Genomic DNA, 15,555 nt, shown 5'->3' with positions numbered 1-15,555 from the left:
CCCGGGCTTCGGTGATTTATGAGGCTCCGGAGCACCGTCTGAAGTTGTTCGCCGATTACTGTCGAGCAGCCTGCTCGAACATAGTCGGCGAATAGCTTCGACCGGACTGCTCGGACAAGTTCATCATGCGCGTCCACAGGACCACAGGCGCGATGCCGCTGTCGACGTGGCGCTTGAAGCCGCAAGAATACGTGCCCCGGTAGCCGTCGGTAGATTCTTTCAGGGCGATACATTCTTCAACCAGTTTGCGCACCATGGCGGACGATTGTTCCGCGCTAACTATGCCGCTGTCGCGCAGCGCGGCCGTGGCCAGCGCTTCAGCGCCACCTTCGTGCACCCAGGCGGGGCCCTCGCCAATACCACCCTGCTTTACGCTGCTCTGCCAGATATGCGCGAGTTCATGCGCTACCACGTGCGCCAGGCGTGCGCGTCCGTCCGGTGTGTCTGCGGTGATCTGCGCGCCTTCCATCCGATACACCACCTGGTAGCCGATCGCTCCACCCTTCACCGAGTAACCCGGACGGGTCAGGTCACCCATCGCGACCATCACGAGCGGCGAAAATACCAAGGGGCGACCCAGCGACTGCGTGTAGAAGGCACTAACGCGGTCTGTAGTGGTGCGCAGGACTTCCTGTGCCCACGCCGGCGTGGCGGGATCGACAATGAGCTTCGACGCAGCGCCCTCAATTGGTTGACGTGGGCCGAAGTAGGCATACATATCCGGCAATTGTGGATTGTCCGGCGGGGCCACGGCGTGCTCACCGGGCAGAGGCTGGAGCGCGAAGCGAATCAATAGAGGGCGTGGCTTGCCTCCAACGATGGCGCGGCCATCGAAAAATCCCAAGTAGACATCAGTGCCGCCATCGCTGTAGCGGTCCATGGGCGTATAGCTCTTTTCACCATAAGGGAGGAACAGGTCTACATCGACACTAAGCCTTCGCACTGGCTCGGATGCAACCAGGAGCTCATCATCGCCGTGACGCTGTAGCGCCACGCCGGGCGTACGGATATGCCAGGCTTGCTGGCGGTAAGACGTGCCCGTATAGCTAAGCTCCAGCTTTTCGACCGGCTCGGAGAATTCGAAATCGGCGCGCCAGTTGTCTTTGGCAATGTGAGTCAGCTTCACGGTGGCCGTGAGCGGGCTGGGTTCGGCGGCAAATGCTGGTGCCGCCAGTGCGAGCAAAAAAGTCAGAAGGATTTTCATCGTGGATCCAGAGAAAAGGTGTCGCCCCCGAAATGGGAATTCGATTTACGGAATGTTTCGGTCACAGGCTTGGATGCGTGCTTCTAGATCTTTCGTTACCTCTCCATGTAATTGATGCTAGCTTGTGGCCGATGACGGATGGTCAGCACGTCTCAGTGTGCCCGCCTGTTGCCTGAAGAGCAAGTAGAAGGTTTTCTTAAGCGCACTACAGCGCACCTTGCCGGAAAAATATTTTTGCCTTTTTTGAATCCGGCGGGCTCTGCGCCGCGTACATGTCTTTCAAGCACTCGTTTGTTCACATTTCGAGAGGGGAGAAGACATGTCACACAAGAAATTCGCCAGGGCCGCCGCCCTGGCAGCAGCCGCCTGCGCGGCCATTGGCCTGCATCCGGCAGCCCAGGCGTCCAGCCACCGCGAAGCGCCCTTCATCACCAAGCATCCGAAGGTCGACGCCACCGACTTCTACATGTTCCGCAGCTACGAGGCGGGACGCGAAGGCTTCGTGACCCTGATCGCCAACTACGTCCCGCTTCAGGATCCGCAGGCCGGACCGAATTATTTCGAGATGGACCCGGAAGCGCTGTATGAAATCCACATCGACAACAATGGCGATGCGAAAGAGGACATTACCTTCCAGTTCCGCTTCCAGAACACCAACAAGGACACCAAGCTGACGGTCGGGGGCAAGCAGGTGGCGATCCCGCTGGTGATCAACGGCGGCGCCATCGACGGCCCCAACGCGGCCGGCCTGAACGTGCGCGAGACCTATACCGTCAACGTGGTGCGGGGCGACCGGCGCGGCGGCAGCCGCTCGGCGGTGACGAATACCGGAGGCGGGACGACTTTCGACAAGCCGATCGACAACATCGGCAACAAGTCGATTCCCGACTATGCATCCTATGCGGCCAAGCATGTGTACACGGTGAACATCCCGGGCTGCGGCACGCCGGCGCGCATGTTCGTCGGCCAGCGCAAGGATCCCTTCGTGGTGAACCTCGGCGAGACCTTCGACCTCGTCAACATCAAGGCGCCGGCGACCGAATTCTCGGCCGGCGCCGAACGCGCGGCCAAGGATGACCTGGCCGGCAAGAACGTGACCAGCATCGAACTCGAAGTGGCGGCCTCCTGCCTCACCGCCGGCGCGGATCCGGTGATCGGCGGCTGGACCACGGCCAGCATGCGCCAGGGACGGCTGCTCAACCCGACGCCCGGCAACGGCGCCGGTGCGTCGAAGGAGGGTGGGGCCTGGACCCAGGTCTCGCGCCTCGGCATGCCGCTGGTGAACGAAGTCGTGATCGGCCTGAAGGACAAGGACCGCTTCAATCACAGCAAGCCGGCCGCCGACGCCCAGTTTGCCGACTACGTCACCAACCCGACCCTGCCGGCATTGATCGAGGTGCTGTACGGCAGTGCCGGCGCCAAGGCGCCCACCAACTTCCCGCGCAACGACCTGGTGGCCGCCTTCCTCACCGGGGTCAAGGGCCTGAACCAGCCGGCCAAGGTGACGGCGTCCGAGATGCTGCGCCTGAACACCTCGGTGCCGGCGGTGGCGCAGGGCGCGCAGAAGCGGCTTGGCGTGATCGACGGCGACAATGCCGGCTTCCCGAACGGCCGGCGGCCGGGCGACGACGTGGTCGATATCGCCCTGCGGGTGGTGATGGGCAAGCTGTGCACCCTCAACCTGGGCTGCGCGCCGTCGGATGCGCCGGCGGGCGGGCTGCACTTCACGGACGGCGCCTACCTGGACTCCAGCTTCTTCACGAACGCCTTCCCCTACCTGAAGACCCCGCTGCCGGGTTCGCCGCAGCAGTAAGGAGACCATCATGAAGAATGCAGCCCTGCTTGGCTTCCTCCTGCTGGCCGGCCTGACGGCCTGCGGCGGCAGCGACCACGACGACCACGGCCAGCCGCCGCCAGCCTCGCCGCCGCCGGTGGCCGAAGGTGCGCCGGACCCGTTCACCGCCCAGGTCGCGAGCCTGAGCGCGAGTGCGCCGGACGACACCGAGCCCGTCGCGCTCGATGGCGCCGCCCCCACCATGCCCGACAACACCGAACCGCAACCGGTCGGGCCATGAGGACGGGCGCGTTTCTGCCGGCGCTGCTGGCGCTGGCGGCGCTGGCGGGCGGCGCCGGTGCGGCGACTGCCGCGCCGCGCATTCCCGCCAGCGGCGCCGAGGTGCTGGAGACGCTGCCGTGGCGCAGCGATCCCCAGCAGCGCGCGCTGCGGACCCTGCGCGAGCGGCTGGCGCAGGACCCGCGCGACCTCGGGCGCGCGCTCGAGGTCGCGCGGCGCTACATCGAACTGGGCCGGCGCGACGCCGACCCGCGCTATTTCGGCTACGCGCAGGCGGCGCTGGCGCCATGGTGGTCGCTGGCCGGGCCGCCGCCCGGCGTGCGCCTGCTGCGCGCGAGCCTGCTGCAGACCGTGCACCGCTTTCCGGAGGCGCTTGCCGACCTGGAGGCGGTGACGGCCCAGGACCCCGGCAATGCCCAGGCCTGGCTGACCCGCGCCACGGTCGAGACGGTGCGCGCCGACTACGCGGGCGCCACGCGCAGTTGCGCGCGCCTGTCCAGCCTGGCCGATGAACTGGTCACGGCGGCCTGCATCGCCAACGTCGGCGCCATGACCGGACGCCTGCGCGCCAGCGAAGCCCTGCTGGCCGCCACCTATGCGCGCGCGGGCGGGGCGGACCCGGCGGTCGCAGCCTGGGTTGAGGGCAGCCTGGCCGAGATGGCGGCGCGGCGCGGCGAGCATGCCGCCGCGGGCGAGCGCTTCCGCGAAGCGCTGCGCCTGGCGCCGGGCGACACCTACCTGCTCGGCGCCTATGCCGACTTCCTGATCGCGGAGGGCCAGCCGGAGCAGGCCATCGCGCTGCTGGCGCCCCACCTGCGGGTCGACGGCCTGCTGCTGCGCCACGCCCTGGCGCTGCAGGCGCTCGGCCGCGCGGCCCTGCTGGCGCCGGTGCTGGCCGAACTGGCGGCGCGCTTCGAGGCGGGAGAGCGGCGCGGCGACGGCGTGCACCTGCGCGAGCAGGCGCTCTACGAACTGCGGCTGCGCCATGACGCGTCGCGCGCCCTGGCGCTGGCGCAGCGCAACTGGGAAGCGCAAAAAGAGCTGGCCGACGCCCGCATCCTGCTCGAAGCGGCGGTCGCCGCGGGGCAGGCGCGGGCGGCGCGTCCTGTACTGGAGTGGATGCACGCCGGCGGCGTGGAAGACGCGGTGCTGGCGCGCCTGGCGCCCGCCGCGGCGCACAGCGGAGGACGATCATGAAACGCCTGGCCATCCTGTTCCTGGCGCTGCTGGCGCTGGCAGCCCCGGCGTGGGCGCACAAACCGAGCGACAGTTATCTGAGCCTGGATGAGTCGGCGCGCACCGGCGCGCCGCTCCAGGGCCGGTGGGATATCGCACTGCGCGACCTCGACTACGCGATCGGCCTCGACGGCGACGGCGACGGACGCCTGACCTGGGACGAGGTCAGGGGGCGTCATGCCGCGATCGCCGCCTATGCGCTGGCGCGCCTGCACATCGCGCGCGGCGGTGTGCCGTGCAGCCTGACGGCAGGCCCGCAGCTGATCGACAGCCATACCGACGGCGCCTACACCGTACTGCGGTTTTCCGCGGCCTGTCCGGGCGCCGGCCCGCTGGCGCTCGACTACCGCCTGTTCGCCGACATCGATCCGCAGCACAAGGGCCTGCTGAACGTCAGCAGGCCGGACGGCACGCATACCCTGGTGCTCGGCAGCGACCGTCCGGGTGCGGTGCTGGAACAGGGCGCCGCCGGCGGCTTCGCCAGTTTCGTGCGCGAGGGCATATGGCATATCTGGATCGGCTACGACCACATCCTGTTCCTGCTGTCGCTGCTCCTGCCGGCGGTGCTGGTCTGGCACGGACAGCGCTGGCAGGCGGTGAGCGGCTTGCGTCCCGCCCTGGGCGACGTGCTGCGGATCGTGACCGCCTTTACGGTGGCGCACTCGATCACGCTCAGCATCGCCGCGCTGGGCATCGTGCAGCTGCCGTCGCGCTGGGTGGAATCGGCGATCGCGCTGTCGGTGCTGCTGGCGGCGTTGAACAATCTCAGTCCGGTGACGCATGGGCGGCGCTGGGTAGCCGCCTTCGGCTTCGGGCTGGTGCACGGCTTCGGCTTCGCCAACGTGCTGGCCGACCTCGGGCTGCGCGCCGGCGCGCTGGCGGTGCCGCTGGTGGGCTTCAACCTGGGCGTCGAGATCGGCCAGCTGGCCATCGTCGCCGTCTTCCTGCCGCTGGCCTACGCGCTGCGCGGGACCAGGTTGTACCAGCGCGGGATCCTGGCCGGCGGCTCCGGGCTGGTCATGCTGGTGGCCGCGATCTGGCTGGGAGAGCGCCTGTTCGACCTGCGCCTGCTGCCGGCCTGAGCTCGGCGGGCAGCGCTACAGCCGGACCCAGGCGCCCTTGTACAGCACCGGCCCGGTGGGCGCCGCCGGGTTCGGCGAGCCGCCGCGCGGCTCCAGGCTGACCGCCAGCAGCATCACGTCGCCGCCGACGGCGCGTTCGTCGAGCGCCAGGCTGGCGCTGCGGTTGTCGGGCAGGATGCCCAGCGAGCGCGGCTTGCCGGCCTTGTCGATGGCCCACAGCTGCAGGGTGCGGTCGTCGGGCACGCGCAGGTCGCGCGCCACGCGCACTTCGAGCCGGCCGCTGGCGCTGTCGGCCGCCACCACCAGCGCCGTGCGGGCCTGTTCGTCGGTCAGCGTTGCGACCTGCTGCAGCACCGGCGCGCCCGGCCGTCCCGCCAGCAGCACGGCCAGCACGACCGCCGCCGCACCGGCGGCGATGGCGATGCCGCCCCAGGGGCGCGCGTCCGGATTGCGCCAGAACTGCCACCAAGGGGCCTGGGCCTGGGCCGGCGCCTGCAGCCGGCGCTCGATCGCGCTCCATACCCGCGCCGGCGGTGCGACGGCCGGGCCGAGTTCGGCCAGCGGCGCGATCCGTTCCTGCCATTCGGCGGCGGCGCCGCGGACCCGGGCGTCGGCGCGGATCCAGTTTTCGAAGCGGCGGCGCGCGCCGCCTTTCAGGGTGCCCAGGGCATAACCGGCGGCCAGTTTGTCGCGCAGGTCGGGTTTGTCGGCGATGTTCATATCGTTGCCCGCTTCGTGAGGCAGTGCTTCAGTTTGTCGAGGCCGCGGCGGATCCAGGTCTTCACCGTGCCGATCGGCAGTTCCAGCTGCTGCGCGACTTCGCTGTGCGACAGGTCGTGGAAATACGCCATCCCGATCGCCTGCCGCTGTTTCCCTTCCAGGACCGCCATGCAATGCGCCAGCGCGCGCGCCTCGTCGGACAGCTCGGCGCGGTCCTGCGGGCCGCGGCCGGGGTCCTGCAGCGCCGACTGCATGTCGGCGTCGAATTCGTCGCCGTCGATGTCGAGCAGGTCGTCCTGGCGGCGGCGAATGTCGAGGGCCTTGTTGCGCACGATCGCGGCCATCCAGGTCAGCGGACCGGCCAGGTGGGACTGGTAGGTCGCCGCCGCGTGCCAGATCGAGACGAAGGCATCCTGGACGGCATCTTCGGCGAGCTCGTCCTTCCTTAATATACGCAGCGCGAAGCCGAACAGTTTCGCCGACGTGGCGTCGTAGAGCGTGCGGAACGCGCCGCGGTCGCCGAGGGCGACGGCGCCCAGCAGCCGGCGCAGGTGTGCGTGTTGGTCTGAATCCTTGATCACAGCCGGCTCGTGGTTGTTGGGCTGTGAAGATTGTACCCCGGCAAGTCACTGCCGCGACGCTCGCGCGGAAGAAACTTCCGGGCGCGGCCCGGACCCTGGACAGCTTCTTAACGCACCACCAGCACCGGGATCGTGCAATGGGTCAGCACTTTCCAGGTCTCGCTGCCGAGCAGGCGTGCACGCAGGCTCGCCCCCAGGCCCGTGCGTCCGCGCGACGCCATCACGATCAGGTCGCATGCTCGGTCGCGCGCCGTCTCGATGATGGACGCGGCTGGTTCTTCGTGGTGAACCATCAGGGTCTCGCACGGGACGCCGGCCTCTCCGGCCCGGCGGGCGATCCAGGCAAGGGCGTCGGCCCCGGTCTGCTCGCGCTGGGCCAGCCAGGCGGCGCGCACCGGGTCGTCGCTGGCGAGCGGCGCCAGGCGGTCGGGCGGGGCGGCATGCAGGCCGACGATGGTCCCGCCGCCCAGCTGCGCCAGTTCGAGCGCGGTCGCGAGGGCGGGGCTGCACAGTTCGGTGCCGTCGGTAGGCACGAGGATGCGCCGGTACATGGTCGCAATGCGGATCAGCGATGGACCAGCACCGGGATCGTGCTGTGCACCAGCACCTTCTGGGTTTCGCTGCCGAGCAGCAGGCCCTTGATGCCGCGGCGTCCGTGCGAAGCCATCACGATCAGGTCGCAGCCCAGGCGCTGGGCGGTCGCGATGATGGCGGCATAGGGATCGTCGTCGACCGCATGCTCGGTGCGGCAGCTCACGCCGGCCTCGCGCGCGGCAGCGTCGACGTCGGCCAGGATGCGGCGGGCCCGGGCCTCGCTGGAGACGGTGTACTGTTCGGGCGTGTCTTCGAGCATCTCGCTGTCGGTGCTCAGCACGCGGAAGGGCGGCGTGGTGGTCAGGCCCACGACCTCGGCGCCGACCTCGCGGGCGAAATCGACGCCCGCCAGGATCGCGCGCCGCGAGGCGTCGGTGCCGTCGGTGGGGATAAGGATGCGCTTGTACATGGTCGTTCCCCCGTTGGATGTGCCCTTTGCGGGCGCATTCAGGATGGTCGATATGCACCCCGTGTAGTTTGACCTAGATCAAAGCTGAAACCGCCGGACACGGTAATCCGTCCGTTTGCCTCGACGGTGTAGCGGCCACCCGCCAGCTCGGCCGCCAGCGTGGCCCGGCTGCCAAGCCCGATCGGCGCGCGGAAGCGCCCGTCCAGATGGCGCAGGGGACGCCCGCCGGCGCGCTCCAGCTCGGCGCAGGCGCGGCCCAGGGTGTGCATGCCGTGGATGATCGGCGTCGTCAATCCCATCATGCGTGCCGACCAGGGCCACAGGTGGATAGGATTCCAGTCGCCGGACAGGGCCGCGTAGGCGCGTCCGCTGGCGGCGTCGAGCTGCCAGCTGGCCAGGGCGGTCAAGGCCGGCGCCGGCGGCGGCGCGGCTCGCGGACCGCCGCGCTCGCCGCGCGCCACCAGGTAGGTGCTGGCGCACGCGAAGACGAGAACACCCTTCTGGGTCGCGCGGGTCTCCAGCACCGCGTGGACGGCGCCGGCAGAGTGGCCGTGGCCCGGCGGCGCGATCCGGACGCCGGTCACCAGCTCGAGCGGCCGGCCGGCGTCGGGCTGGATGCCGCCGTTCAGCGCATTGTCGACATGGATCGCGCCGGCCAGGCGGAAGGGAAATGACCGGCCCAGCATGGTCGCCAGATGGGCGCGCTGGGCCAGCAGGTAGCAGTAGGTGAGCGGAACATGCGTACCCGTGAAGCCGAGCGCCGCGCGATAGCGCGCCACGTGGCCGGGGTCGAGGCGCTCCAGCCGGTGGACGGTCGTCGCCGACGCCGGGCCGGCAGGGGCGGCGCCGGGCCGCTTGAACAGGGCGCGCAGCAGGGTCGCGGCGGACATCGGCGGCAAGGGCAGGGGATTCGAAGGATCTGGCATGACGGCTATTCTGCCTGAAAGCCAAATGTTGCCATACGAACCTTGTTTGTTAGCCTTATCCGCTGTACCCTTATGTGTTGGTTATATAGAATCACTTATCTAGATGAGGATGGAATGAAGAAGTACGCGTTTGCCCTTGCTGCATTGAGCGCCGCCGGCCTGGCGCCGGCCCAGGAAGTCGTCCGGATCGGCCACGTCGCCGCCATGACCGGCCCGGTGGCCCACTTCGGCAAGGACAGCGAAAACGGTGTTCGCATGGCGATCGAGGCCCTGAATGCGCGCGGCGCGACCATTGCCGGCCGCAAGGTCAAATGGGTGCTGGCGCCGGAAGACGATGGCGGCGACCCGAAGCAGGCGACCGCCGCGGCCCAGAAGCTGGCCGACGCCCATGTCAACGGCGTGATCGGCCACGAGACCTCGGGCACCACGATCCCGGCCTCGAAGATCTATTACGACGCCGGCATTCCGCAGATCACGGCCTCGTCGACCAATCCGCAGTACACGCTGCAGGGCTTCAACACCACCTTCCGCGTGGTGGCGAACGACATCCAGCTCGGCCGCGCGCTGGGCCGCTACGCGGTCAAGACCATGGCGGTCAAGCGGGTCGCCGTGATCGACGACCGCACTGCCTACGGGCAGGGTCTGGTGAAGGAATTCGTCAACGGACTGCGCCAGCAGGGCATGAACGTGGTGGCGAAGGAATTCACGAATGACAAGGCGACCGACTTCTCGGCGATCCTGACCCGCATCCGCGCCAGCAATCCGGACCTGGTGTTCTTCGGCGGCATGAACGCCGTGGCCGGACCGATGCTGCGCCAGATGAAGCAGCTCGGCCTGAACGTCAAGATGATGGGCGGCGACGGCATCTGCTCGGACGAGATGCAGAAGCTGTCCGGCGGCACCATGGCCGACGGCCAGGTGGTGTGCGCCGAAGCGGGCGGCGTCGAAGCGTCCGGCAAGGCCGGCATGGACAATTTCCGCGCCGCCTACCGCAAGCGCTTCGGGATCGACGTCCAGATCATCGCGCCGTATTCCTACGATGCGACGCTGATCCTGGCGGAAGCGATGAACAAGGCCGGTTCCCCGGCGCCCGCGAAATACCTGCCCGAACTGGCGAAGATCCGCTACAAGGGCGTGACCGGGAATATCGCCTTCGACCAGCACGGTGACATCCGCGACGGCACCATCACCCTGTACACCTTCAAGGGCGGCCACCGCACCGAGATCGCCGTCACCAAGTAAGTAAACGCCGGGCAAGACAGCGCGGGCCATCCTCCGGAACTGCTATCCTCGCATGACGGATACAGCAGGAGGAAGAAGAAGCGATGGCGAAGCAGGATCCCCGGCCCGATGCGCCGTTCTACGTCGTACTGAACGCCGGCTCGGGCCGCACCGATACCGCGCTGCGCTGCGCCACCATCCGCGATGTCCTGGCGTCCGCGGGCCGCGCCTGCGAGCTGGACATCGTGCGCGAAGGCGCGAAAACGCCCGAGGTCGCCGCCGAGGTGGCGGCGCGCGCGGCGCGCGACGGCGCGATCCTGGTGGCGGCCGGCGGCGACGGCACCCTCAACGCGGTCGCGCACGAGGCGCTGCGCCACGGCTGCGTGTTCGGCGTACTGCCGCAGGGTACCTTCAACTATTTCGGCCGTAGCCACGGCATTCCCGAAGACCTGGCCGAGGCCGTGCGCGCGCTGCTGCGCGCACGGGTGCGCCGCGTCCAGGTCGGCATGGTCAACCAGCGCAGCTTCCTGGTGAACGCCAGCGTCGGCCTGTACCCGCGCCTGCTCGAGGAACGCGAGCACGACAAGCAGCAGTTCGGACGCAGCCGCGTGGTGGCGATCCTGTCGGGGCTGAAGACCGCGCTCGGGCGGCATCGCAACCTGCGGATCACGATCGAGCTGGATGGGAAGGCGCACCGCCTGCGCACGCCGACCCTGTTCGTCGGGAACAACCGCCTGCAGATGGAACAGGTCGGCATGCAGCCGCTCGACCACGCGGTCGAGGAAGGGCGGCTGGCGGCGATCGCCCCGCGCCCGGTCAGCCGCTGGCGCATGCTGGGCCTGCTGCTGCGCGGCGCGCTGGGGCGGCTCGGCGAAGCCGAGGACGTGGTCGCCTTCGCCTTCCGCAGCATGACGGTGCACGCGCCCCTGCTGTCCGGCCGGCGCCGGATCAAGGTCGCGGCCGACGGCGAAGTCCGCAAGCTGGAGCTGCCGCTGCGCTTCGAGGCGCTGGACGGCCAGCTGGCGCTGCTGGTAGCCGATTAAAGCGTAAAAAACTCGCATGGCGGCGTTGCGCCGTCTCGCCGTACTAGCGTACTGTCTTCGACGGTGCGCCTTGCCCTGCAAGTTTTTTACGCTTTAATTTGAGCCCCGAACAGGGCGCGCAGTTCGGCCAGCGGCAGCGGCCGGCCCAGCAGATAACCCTGCGCTTCGTCGCAGGAGGCGGCGCGCAGGAAGTCCAGCACCTCGGCGGTCTCCACGCCTTCCGCCACCACCGACATCTGCAGTGCGTGCGCCATGTCGACGAAGGCTTTCACGAAATCGAAGGCGCTGATGCGGCCGTCGTCCTGCAGCACGAAGGAGCGGTCCAGCTTCAGCACGTCGATCGGCAGGCGGCGCAGGTAGGCCAGGCCCGAGTAGCCGGTGCCGAAGTCGTCGACGGCCAGTTTCACGCCCAGCGCCTGCAGCTCGCCGAGCATGGCGGCGGTGCGTTCGAGGTCCTCGATCAGGGCGCTCTCGGTCAGCTCCAGCTCCAGCGCGGACGGCGCCAGCCCGGCGCTGTCGAGCGCCTCGCGCACTTCGGCCACGAAGCCCTGCTGGGCCAGCTGGCGCGCGGAGACGTTGACCGAGACCCGCACCGCCCGCCCGCATTCGTCGACCAGGCGGCGGGTCTGGCGGCAGGCCTCGCGCAGCACCCAGCGCCCGATCGGCACGATCAGGCCCGTTTCTTCGGCGATGCCGATGAACTGCTGGGGCGGCACCATTCCCTGTTGCGGATGGCGCCAGCGGATCAGGGCCTCCATGCCGACCACCTCCATGCTGCGCAGGTCCACGCGCGGCTGGTAGTGCAGCTCGAATTCCTCGCGCGCCAGCGCCGGCCGCAGCGACTGTTCCAGCGCCATGCGGGCCCGCGCCGCCACCGTCATCTCGGCCTCGAAGAAGCGGTAGCGGTTGCGGCCCTCGGCCTTGGCGCGATACATCGCCGTGTCCGCGGTCTGGAACAGCAGCTCGCGCGTGCCCGCGTCGCGCGGGTACATGCTGATCCCGATCGAGGCGCCGACCACCACGTCCTGGGCCCCGACCGTCACCGGCAGGGTCAGCACCTCGAGCAGCTTGGCGGCGATTGCGGCCGCCGCGCAGGCGCCGCCATCGGCGCCGGCCCGGCATTCGGCCGCCACCACGAACTCGTCGCCGCCCAGGCGCGCCACCACGTCGGCCGGACGCAGCACCTTGCGCAGGCGCGCCGCCACCTCGCACAGCAGCACGTCGCCGTGCTCGTGGCCGAAGGAGTCGTTGATCTCCTTGAAGCGGTCCAGGTCCAGGAACATCACGGCCACGCCGTTACCCGGCGCACAGGCCTCGAGCATGCGCTGAAGCCGCTCGTGCAGCAGGGCGCGGTTCGGCAGGCCGGTGAGGGTGTCGTGGGTCGCCAGTTCCTGCAGGCGGTGCTCGGCCTGCTTGCGGTCGGTGATGTCGGTCAGCAGGCCGGTGACGGATTCGAGCCTGCCGTCGGCATCGCAGTGCGCGCTGCCGTTCAGCAGCACGTGCAGCAGATGGCCTTCGGCATGCCGCAGCACCGCCTCGGCGCCCTTCACGGCGGCATGGCCGGACCGGTCGGACTCCAGCCCGTCCCACGGGAACACCGTGAACAGGTGCGCTAGGCCGGTACCAAGCAGCGTCTCGCGGGTGTGGCCCGAGAGCGCGCACAGGGCCGGGTTGACGTCGAGGATGCGACCGTCGGCGCTGGCCAGCACGTAGCCGGCCGGCGTCATCTCGATCACTTCGCGGAAGCGCTGTTCGCTCTCGCGCAGCTGGCGCTCGGCCTGCTCGCGCTCGGTCAGGTCGCGGATGATCGCCTGGAAGAATTCCTGGCCGCCGTCCTCGAAGCGCGAGACGTGGACCTCGGCCGGGAAGGTGCTGCCGTCCTTGCGGCGCTTGGTGATGCGCAGCAGGTGGGTCTGGCCCTGGCGCAGGCTTTCCAGCAGCGACCTGCCATAGTGGAAGCTGCTGTCGATGTCGCCTGCCGACAGGCCCAGCATCTCGTCCTCGGTATAGCCGAAGTGCGCGCAGGCGCGGCCGTTGGCGGCGACGATGCGCAGCTCGCGGTCGGAGATGACGATGCTGTCGCCGGCCTGCTGGAACAGGCTGCGGAAACGCTGTTCGCTCTTGCGGACCGCTTCTTCGGCAAGGCGCTTCTCGGTGATGTCGTGGAAGTAGACCGAGAGGCCGTCCGGGGTCGGATACGCGCGCGCCTCGATCCAGGCGCCGTTCGGCGTCCACAAGGCTTCGGTAAGGGTCGGCTGGCCGCTCGCCATCGCCTCGCGGTACTGCTCGAGGAAGAGAGTGCCGTCGAGGGCCGGCGCCACCTCGAGCAGCGGCCGGCCGATGGCGTACTTGAGCTCGACGTTGACGAAGGTGGTGGCCTTGCCGTTGGCGTAGATGATGCGCCAGTCGCGGTCGACGGCGAAGAAAGCGTCGCCGATGCTCTCCAGCATGGCGTTCATGCGCTCGCGCGAGCGCTGCAGCTCTTCCTGGGCGGCCCGGAATTCGGTGACGTCGCGGGCGCTGGCATAGCCGACCTGCCTGGTGGCGGACCAGCGCACCGACAGCGCCAGGTACACGGTGCGGCCGTCGCGCCGGCGCCAGCGCAGCTCGCGGTCGCGGCAGGGCATGCCGGTGCAGGCCGCCTCCCACAGGGCGTCGAAGGCGGCGCGGTCTTCATCCAGCACCAGCTCGCGGCAGGGCCGGGCCAGCAGCTCGGCCGGGTGGTAGCCGAGGATTTCCGCGGCGGCGGCGTTGGCGCACAGCAGCCGGCCGTCCCGGTCGAGCAGGATCATCAGCTCGAAAGCGTTGTCGATGTGGGCGCGGGAATCGTCTGCGAGGGAAATCGGGGCCGGCGCGTTCATGGTGTGCTCGTGGTCGGAGTGGCCCGGCGTGGGCAGCGCGTGCCTGATTGCGGGAAGCTATGCGGGATGGATACGGTTTGCCGGCGAGTATATCATTCCGTATAGCAATATTTACGCCGTCCAAAATCTTTGCGGCATTTGCGCAACGGAAGATTGTCTGGATGAAAAAAGGTGGAGCACGGCGGGCAAGCGCCCGCCGCATTGGTTTGGGTAATGATTACAGCTGATCGTCCGAGGAATCGTCCTGGCTCAGCCTGCCCTGGCCCGATTGGCGCTGCCCTTGCTGCTGGCTGCCCTGCTGGCCGCTCTGCTTGTTGCCCAGGTTGCCGCTTTGCTTCTGCCCAGGTTGCTGCTTGCCTCCCTGTTGCTGGTTGCCGAGATTGCCGCTTTGCTGGTTTTGCTGGTTTTGCTGGTTTCCGGATTGCTGGTTCATCCCACCTCCTTGCTGGTTGGCCTGGCCGCGCCATGAATCCCCCTGGGCGGGCGTGCCGCCAGGCTGGCCGGCCTTGGCCGATTGCAGGTTGCCGGAGTCGGACAGGTCGGGGGCGCCGACACCGCCGTCGCGGCCACCGTCGTTGAGGTTCCCGGTAGCGCCGTTCTTGCCGGCGCTGCTGGTGCCGACGCCGCTCATTTCGTCATAGTTGCGGCCTTTCATGCCTTTACCCTTGTACTCTTGGTTGCTTGGCATACGCGCTCCTTGTCTGTGCCGAAGACCCTATGGTAGGCCCCTCACTGAGACGAACAATCGGAAAACAGGCGAGGGCGACGTAGGATATCTCGGACAGGATATTGCTGAATCGCAGGGTGGGACGGCGCCTGCGCCCGCTCCGCGCTGGGATGACGCAGGCCGTCCAGCAGCCTCTCCGCCTTTCTGCCGCGCGTCCCGCCCGCTGCGTTTGCGCTAGCATGGGCGTCCCCACAAACCACAAGCGGCATCGACGCGAGGAGGACGGCATGGCGAAGGTCCTGGTTCTGTATTACTCCACTTATGGCCACATCGAACAGATGGCGAACGCGGTCGCGGAAGGCGTCCGCGCCGGCGGCGCCGAGGCCGTGGTCAAGCGCGTGCCGGAGACGGTGCCCGAGCAGATCGCGCGTCCGGCGCACTTCAAGCTCGACCAGCCGGCGCCGATCGCCACCGTCGACGAGTTGCCGGACTACGACGCGATCATCATCGGCGCGCCGACCCGCTACGGCCGCATGCCTTCGCAGATGGCGGCCTTCCTCGACCAGACCGGCGGCCTGTGGGCGCGCGGCGCGCTGCAGGGCAAGGTCGGCGCCGCCTTCACCTCGACCGCGACCCAGCACGGCGGCCAGGAGACCACGCAGTTCTCGATCCTCACGAACCTGTTGCACTTCGGGATGGTGGTGGTCGGCCTGCCTTACGGTTTTGCCGGCCAGATGACCCTCGACGAGATCACCGGCGGCAGCCCCTACGGCGCCAGTACCATCGCCGGCGGGCAGGGACAACGGCAGCCGAGCCAGCGGGAACTGGACGGCGCGCGCTATCAGGGAGAACTGGTGGCGAAGACGGCGGTCAAGCTGTTTGGCTGACGCGGGAAAAAATTTCCGCCATCTCGTCTGTGTTTTATAGGAAAATCCGC

At 68.6% G+C, this 15,555-nt stretch carries 15 protein-coding genes; 7 read left to right on the top strand and 8 right to left on the bottom strand.

Annotated features, from left to right (window positions below):
• Positions 1–55: 55 nt before the first annotated feature.
• Positions 56–1,204 carry a hypothetical protein gene (locus AM586_RS03020; RefSeq protein WP_047825294.1) on the bottom strand — a complete coding sequence of 383 codons (1,149 nt, stop codon included), beginning with the start codon at positions 1,202–1,204 and terminating at the stop codon, positions 56–58.
• 319 nt (positions 1,205–1,523) lie between these two features.
• Here AM586_RS03020 and AM586_RS03015 point away from each other — a divergent pair, with 319 nt between their 5' ends.
• Genes AM586_RS03015 through AM586_RS03000 form a run of 4 tightly spaced genes read left to right on the top strand, consistent with a single transcriptional unit; the run spans position 1,524 to position 5,596 of the window.
• Positions 1,524–3,017: a DUF4331 domain-containing protein gene (locus tag AM586_RS03015; protein WP_047825293.1), complete on the top strand. Its 1,494-nt coding sequence runs from the start codon at positions 1,524–1,526 to the stop codon at positions 3,015–3,017.
• A gap of 10 nt (positions 3,018–3,027) precedes the next feature.
• Positions 3,028–3,279, top strand: coding sequence for a hypothetical protein (locus tag AM586_RS03010; protein ID WP_047825292.1), 252 nt, complete (start codon positions 3,028–3,030; stop codon positions 3,277–3,279).
• The gene (locus tag AM586_RS03005) at positions 3,276–4,475 is read left to right on the top strand and encodes a lipopolysaccharide assembly protein LapB (protein WP_052233977.1); all 1,200 of its coding nucleotides are present in this window, start codon (positions 3,276–3,278) and stop codon (positions 4,473–4,475) included. Before AM586_RS03010 ends, AM586_RS03005 begins: the two co-directional genes overlap by 4 nt.
• Positions 4,472–5,596 (top strand): HupE/UreJ family protein, encoded by a 1,125-nt coding sequence (locus AM586_RS03000; protein WP_047825291.1) that lies wholly within the window; start codon positions 4,472–4,474, stop codon positions 5,594–5,596. Before AM586_RS03005 ends, AM586_RS03000 begins: the two co-directional genes overlap by 4 nt.
• Positions 5,597–5,611: 15 nt before the next feature.
• On the opposite strand, the gene AM586_RS02995 is transcribed toward AM586_RS03000, so the two are convergent.
• From AM586_RS02995 to AM586_RS02975, 5 genes are all read right to left on the bottom strand, one after another.
• The gene (locus AM586_RS02995; protein WP_047825290.1) at positions 5,612–6,316 is read right to left on the bottom strand and encodes an anti-sigma factor domain-containing protein; all 705 of its coding nucleotides are present in this window, start codon (positions 6,314–6,316) and stop codon (positions 5,612–5,614) included.
• A complete protein-coding gene (locus AM586_RS02990) occupies positions 6,313–6,894 on the bottom strand; it encodes a sigma-70 family RNA polymerase sigma factor (RefSeq protein ID WP_373887940.1) in 582 nt (193 codons plus the stop codon). Before AM586_RS02990 ends, AM586_RS02995 begins: the two co-directional genes overlap by 4 nt.
• 110 nt (positions 6,895–7,004) lie before the next feature.
• Positions 7,005–7,448 (bottom strand): universal stress protein, encoded by a 444-nt coding sequence (locus tag AM586_RS02985; protein ID WP_047825289.1) that lies wholly within the window; start codon positions 7,446–7,448, stop codon positions 7,005–7,007.
• A 14-nt stretch (positions 7,449–7,462) separates the two neighbouring features.
• Positions 7,463–7,900 carry a universal stress protein gene (locus tag AM586_RS02980; protein WP_047825288.1) on the bottom strand — a complete coding sequence of 146 codons (438 nt, stop codon included), beginning with the start codon at positions 7,898–7,900 and terminating at the stop codon, positions 7,463–7,465.
• A 38-nt stretch (positions 7,901–7,938) separates the two neighbouring features.
• Positions 7,939–8,826, bottom strand: coding sequence for a MaoC/PaaZ C-terminal domain-containing protein (locus tag AM586_RS02975; RefSeq protein ID WP_109370415.1), 888 nt, complete (start codon positions 8,824–8,826; stop codon positions 7,939–7,941).
• A 114-nt stretch (positions 8,827–8,940) separates the two neighbouring features.
• Between AM586_RS02975 and AM586_RS02970 the strand changes: the two genes are divergently transcribed.
• Both AM586_RS02970 and AM586_RS02965 read left to right on the top strand, forming a co-directional pair.
• Positions 8,941–10,068, top strand: coding sequence for a branched-chain amino acid ABC transporter substrate-binding protein (locus AM586_RS02970; protein WP_047825287.1), 1,128 nt, complete (start codon positions 8,941–8,943; stop codon positions 10,066–10,068).
• A gap of 83 nt (positions 10,069–10,151) precedes the next feature.
• A complete protein-coding gene (locus AM586_RS02965; RefSeq protein ID WP_047825286.1) occupies positions 10,152–11,090 on the top strand; it encodes a diacylglycerol kinase family protein in 939 nt (312 codons plus the stop codon).
• Between the two features lie 86 nt (positions 11,091–11,176).
• Here AM586_RS02965 and AM586_RS02960 read toward each other — a convergent pair whose 3' ends face one another.
• The gene (locus AM586_RS02960) at positions 11,177–13,951 is read right to left on the bottom strand and encodes an EAL domain-containing protein (RefSeq protein WP_052233975.1); all 2,775 of its coding nucleotides are present in this window, start codon (positions 13,949–13,951) and stop codon (positions 11,177–11,179) included.
• A gap of 217 nt (positions 13,952–14,168) precedes the next feature.
• Positions 14,169–14,639, bottom strand: a complete 471-nt coding sequence (locus tag AM586_RS02955) for a hypothetical protein (protein ID WP_047825285.1) — start codon at positions 14,637–14,639, stop codon at positions 14,169–14,171.
• Positions 14,640–14,905: 266 nt separating this feature from the next.
• Between AM586_RS02955 and wrbA the strand changes: the two genes are divergently transcribed.
• A complete protein-coding gene (wrbA, locus tag AM586_RS02950) occupies positions 14,906–15,505 on the top strand; it encodes an NAD(P)H:quinone oxidoreductase (RefSeq protein WP_047825284.1) in 600 nt (199 codons plus the stop codon).
• Positions 15,506–15,555: the final 50 nt, after the last annotated feature.

Source organism: Massilia sp. WG5 (genome assembly GCF_001412595.2).
Lineage (GTDB): Bacteria > Pseudomonadota > Gammaproteobacteria > Burkholderiales > Burkholderiaceae_D > Telluria.
Note: the sequence above shows the minus strand (reverse complement) of the source record. Positions and strands in the feature narration are given on the sequence as shown.